Origin of the sequence: Marinilabilia sp. (genome assembly GCF_016278715.1) — a bacterium.
Classification (GTDB): domain Bacteria; phylum Bacteroidota; class Bacteroidia; order Bacteroidales; family Marinilabiliaceae; genus Marinilabilia.
Genome location: NZ_JADQBH010000211.1, coordinates 1 through 4,958, shown reverse-complemented (window position 1 = coordinate 4,958; position 4,958 = coordinate 1). Strand labels below are relative to the sequence as shown.

Annotated in this window: 5 protein-coding genes and 1 riboswitch; of the genes, 3 read left to right on the top strand and 2 right to left on the bottom strand. The window is 38.2% G+C overall.

Annotated elements, in window-relative coordinates; translation table 11 throughout:
* The first annotated feature begins 434 nt into the window (after positions 1-434).
* The gene (locus QZZ43_RS13010; RefSeq protein WP_106152371.1) at positions 435-626 is read left to right on the top strand and encodes a cold-shock protein; all 192 of its coding nucleotides are present in this window, start codon (positions 435-437) and stop codon (positions 624-626) included.
* Between the two features lie 254 nt (positions 627-880).
* On the opposite strand, the gene QZZ43_RS13005 is transcribed toward QZZ43_RS13010, so the two are convergent.
* Both QZZ43_RS13005 and QZZ43_RS13000 read right to left on the bottom strand, forming a co-directional pair.
* A complete protein-coding gene (locus QZZ43_RS13005; RefSeq protein WP_291860068.1) occupies positions 881-1,456 on the bottom strand; it encodes a DUF996 domain-containing protein in 576 nt (191 codons plus the stop codon).
* 161 nt (positions 1,457-1,617) lie between these two features.
* Complete coding sequence (locus QZZ43_RS13000; protein WP_291860065.1) at positions 1,618-2,190, bottom strand: manganese efflux pump MntP family protein; 573 nt, start codon at positions 2,188-2,190, stop codon at positions 1,618-1,620.
* An 854-nt stretch (positions 2,191-3,044) separates the two neighbouring features.
* Between QZZ43_RS13000 and QZZ43_RS12995 the strand changes: the two genes are divergently transcribed.
* Together QZZ43_RS12995 and QZZ43_RS12990 are read left to right on the top strand one after the other, a co-directional pair.
* The gene (locus QZZ43_RS12995) at positions 3,045-4,031 is read left to right on the top strand and encodes an aldo/keto reductase (protein ID WP_291860062.1); all 987 of its coding nucleotides are present in this window, start codon (positions 3,045-3,047) and stop codon (positions 4,029-4,031) included.
* Between the two features lie 105 nt (positions 4,032-4,136).
* A riboswitch (TPP riboswitch) is annotated at positions 4,137-4,231 on the top strand.
* A gap of 100 nt (positions 4,232-4,331) precedes the next feature.
* Positions 4,332-4,958: sulfide-dependent adenosine diphosphate thiazole synthase (locus tag QZZ43_RS12990; protein ID WP_291860060.1), on the top strand; the 627-nt coding region annotated here is incomplete at its 3' end.

Genomic DNA, 4,958 nt, shown 5'->3' with positions numbered 1-4,958 from the left:
TGACGATTACGATAAAAGAACCGTAGTTTTTAGAGCGAAAGCTGGCTCAGTCTTGGATTATTGCGATTAGTGAAAGCAGTGTCAAGCTTGCTTGAACAATGCTGAGCGTAGCAATAATCATGAAATAATTTCTTTGTCCCGAAATAGGTTTTTGTTGGTTTTGGAAAATCAAAACCTTACAAAACCATAATCGGGATCAGGGTTTAAGGGATGAAATCCCTTGTTGGAAAATATTTAAGACACTATTTGATTGGAAAGCGAAGAATACAAGACCTACCATACCCAAAATTCGGATATTCGTCCAAGTGTGAAGGTTCGTTACTAATTGTTTCACAAATATAAATACAGGGTAGAAAAGCATTTTTTTTAGAAAAATATGTGATTTTAAAAAATAAACCATACCTTGCACCCTTCAAATTTATTAAACATTTATCATGAACAAAGGAACAGTAAAATTCTTTAACGAGAGCAAAGGTTTTGGATTCATTAAAGAAGATGAAACACAGAAAGAGTATTTTGTACACGCCACAGGTTTGATTGACACAGTCAACGAAGGCGATGAAGTAACTTTTGAACTTACCGAAGGTAGAAAAGGTCTTAATGCTGTAGATGTGAAATTAGCTTAGTCAGATTTTTCTACTTTGCTAAAAATATTAAGCCCGTCGCAAGACGGGCTTTTTTTATACTAAAAAAACCCGGCTCATACTTGGCCGGGTTTTTTATTGGTTGAGTGCGGTATAAAAAGGTATATTTTTGTCTAAATTGAGGCGTTTTAAAATTTTGTGCCGGTATTAACCAGCTGTTAATGAGAATTCAAAATTGTAAAACAACAAAGAGGTTGGCAATAAAGATGCTTTTTAGACCTCACTCATGTTTTTTTTTAGACTGCTTGTTCTGTTATAGGTTCTTCAGCCTGAATTGAAAAATAGGCCACCACATGAATTATCCATGCTACAATTGCAACCAGAATTCCCAATCCGAAAAGAATAAGCCCAATAGCTCCGATAAAATAGAGTAATCCGGCAGTTTTAAATGTGTTGACGCCCGATGAGGCAGCCAGAGCTTTCAATGCCTGGAATATAAAATAATTTCCAACAATTGTACCAATCAAAATCAGTAAAAGACCAACAATAGTCACACCGCTTTCGAACAATAACGTCATGATTTGCTGAATATTTTCAGGATCAAACCCATCGCCTGTTAAGGTAAGAAAAGCAGAGCCTGCACCTATCACAATTATTACCATTCCCACAATATTAACTATCACAGGAATTAAAAAACCAATCAATGCTTTCTTAAATATGGGCGGATTCTCGTATGCTTTGGAGAACTGATGATGCGACATCAATAACAATATTAAAGCAGCAAGACCTGCTACAGACCCCAGTAACGGAATAAGACTTGCGATAGGTAATAAAATACCAATACGCCCTAAAGTAATAGCTTGTTTTTTCATAATGACTCTTTTGGTTTATAAAAAATGAATAGGTTTACGATAATATTCGTAAAACCTACTACAAAGAATGCAAAATATTTAAAACAAGCAACCCATCCTAATTCAAAAAAACTTTTACGAAAAATATTCTATTCGAAAAAGTATTTCCAAATTTAGGATTTTTATTTTATGATCTCAATAACATGTGAAAGGAAAATCTTTAACCCCAAGCCGATAAGCACCAGACCACCGAAAACCTCTATTCCTTTATTGATGCGCTCACCAACTCTCATTCCGAGTAATACACCGGTAATCGAAAATAAAAAAGTGGTAACCCCGATAATCACAACCGCTTGCCAGATATTGATACTTAAAACACCAAAACCGATGCCTACTACTAACGCATCAATGCTGGTCGCCAAAGCCATTCCTGCCAGCAGAAGATGATTGGAAGGACAAAGACAGGAAACTTCTCCCTCGTCATTTCTCAGTCCGTCATAAATAAGTTTCGCTCCAATTGCCACCAGGAACAGCAACGCAATCCAATGATCATAAGCTACAACCATATTTTTAAAACTTCTACCAATAACCCAGCCAAGCAAAGGCATTGATGCCTGAAAAACAGCCATAAAGGCGGCAATCTTCAGAATTTGAGATAGTCTGAGCTTTAAAGAACATGCCCCGGTGGTTATACTGGCCGCCAGACTGTCAACTGACAGTCCCATCCCCAGAATTATAAAAGATGTAATACTCATTTGTATTGAAAAAAATGAACCGCAAAAATAGTATTTTAAGATTTGGAAAAAAACTCAAAAAATAGTCCGAATTTTGTTGTCACAACTCACACTGACAACCAATAGTCTTACTGACAGAGTGTTAGACAGTCAGCTTTAGCCACTCCGGAAAGGCTTTTTGTGACCAATTTCTTCGTAACAGTAAGTTTTTAAATCCTCATTAACAATAAGTTATACCTGATTCAATAATTTCCTGCGCCTCAACCTTGACAAAATACCTCTTTTTGGAGCAGACTCAATTATGATAAGATTTCTCGCTTATCACAAATATGGATACCTATTTAATTATTTCGTTCGTTAAAAAAAGATATTTCTAACAATCACTAAAGCATACGACACCTTCAGCGTCAATATTTTGAATTTTGCGAACAACAATAATCATCAAGACCCCTTTAGGCTCTAATTCCCTCAAAAAATAAAGACTTAACCCAATGGATCAAATATTTATAGATGTAATTATTATATGAGAATCGACTCCTAAAGCGGGTCGTACCAAATATGTGTAATTGTTTGTTTTTCTCTTGCTTTTTCGATTATGACCTTTTGGAAGTGTTTAAATAGGTATGCATTATTATAACATTACTTCGTTATACTTTTGCAATACACTGCAAAACAATTGTTTGCACCTCAAGGCGCTTGTTAAAATTCAGCATATCAGGATTTTACAAAATTTCTAAAAACTTATAGCTAAAAATCTAACGATCTATTGTATGATGAACCAGATTTTTAAGCTCACAATAATTTTGTAATTTTGAGCTACCGAATTAAGCAATCGATTGCATTTTTTCAAAAAAGACCAAATAAATCACTTAATCATGAATTACAGAACATTAGGAAAAACAGGTCTCAAAATCTCAGAAATATCTCTTGGCACATGGCAAGTCGGAGGAAAATGGGGTTCGGGATTTAACGACAAAAAGGCTGACGAAATCATCAATACTGCCATCGACAACGGAGTGAATTTCATCGACACAGCGGATGTATATGAAAATGGCCTCAGCGAAAAAGCAGTTGGGCGTGTTGTGCGCAGTCGCTCTGAGGAGGTTTATGTGGCCTCCAAGTGCGGCCGTCAAATCAATCCGCATGTTAATGAAGGTTATCAACCGGATGTATTGCAAAAATTTGTAGAAGACAGCCTGAAAAGAACAGGATTGGAAGCCCTGGACCTCATTCAGTTGCATTGCCCCCCAACCGATGTTTATTACCGCCCCGAAATATTTGAACGATTCGAAAAATTAAAAGAACAGGGAAAAATTAAAAACCTGGGCGTCAGCGTTGAAAAAGTTGAAGAAGCCCTCAAGGCCATTGAATATCCCAATGTCAATACGGTTCAGATTATCTTCAATGTTTTCCGTCAACGTCCGAAAGAACTGTTCTTCAAAGAAGCGGCGAAAAAAGACGTGGGCATCATAGTGAGAGTTCCTTTAGCCAGCGGACTGCTGACCGGAAAGTTCGATTCCAACACCATATTTGATGCAGAAGACCATCGTAACTTTAATCGCGACGGTTCAGCATTCGACAAAGGAGAAACCTTCGCAGGTATTGATTTTGATAAAGGATTGAAAGCCGTGGACGATTTAAAAGCATTGTTTCCGGGACAGGAAAACCTTGCCCCCATTGCACTTCAATGGATTCTGCAGTTTAAGGAAGTCAGCTGCATCATTCCCGGAGCTTCTTCAATGGACCATGTAAAATCAAATCTTTCGGTTTTCGATATGCCGGAACTTTCTCCCGAGAAAATAACAAAGATGAATGACATCTATGAAAAGTACATCAAACAGGATGTGCATCAACGATGGTAGAAAAAATTTCCTTAAAAATAAAGACTCTGAGTTATCCGCACAGGGTCTTTTTTTTTCTGCTGCTACTCTTTGTTTCTAAAAAACTACCGCTACATTTGCAATACCAAAACAATCTGGGGGTGCCTGATTAAAAGGCTGAGATCATACCCTTTAAACCTGCTCAGGGTAATGCCTGCGAAGGGAAGACGTGTTCGTCGTATGCTCTCCTTTTTTTCGAACTCCATAGATCTATGAGCCCGGTTTAAAAACAATCTTTTTTGCCAAACTCATTTGTGATTAATCAACTAAAAATCATTCACTATGGAACAAATTGTATCAGCGGGAATCATTGATTCTTACTTTTCAAAACTCAAAGAAAACTTATCAGTTGATGTGGCCATTGTTGGTGGCGGCCCTTCGGGACTCATCGCAGCTTACTATCTGGCCAAATCAGGAAAAAAAGTAGCTGTTTTCGAACGTAAACTGGCTCCCGGGGGAGGAATGTGGGGCGGTGCCATGATGTTTAACGAAATCATGGTACAGAAAGCAGCTCTGCATATCCTTAAAGAACTCCAAATAGATTACCACCATTACAAAGATGAGTACTATACGGTAGATTCGGTTCACGCCACTTCTGCCCTCACCTATCATGCCACCAAAGCAGGAGCACGAATCTTCAACTGTACATCCATCGAAGATGTGGTATTCCACAACAACAAGGTCAGCGGTCTGGTAATCAACTGGGCACCGGTACACCGCGAAGGGATGCATGTGGATCCACTTATTATAATGGCAAAAGCCGTAATTGACGGAACTGGTCACGATTGTGAAATTGTTCACACCGTGGCGCGCAAAAACGATATAAGAATTGATACTCCATCCGGTGCTGTAATGGGAGAACGGTCGCTGGCAGTGGAAGAAGCAGAACGTACCACTGTTGAAAATACC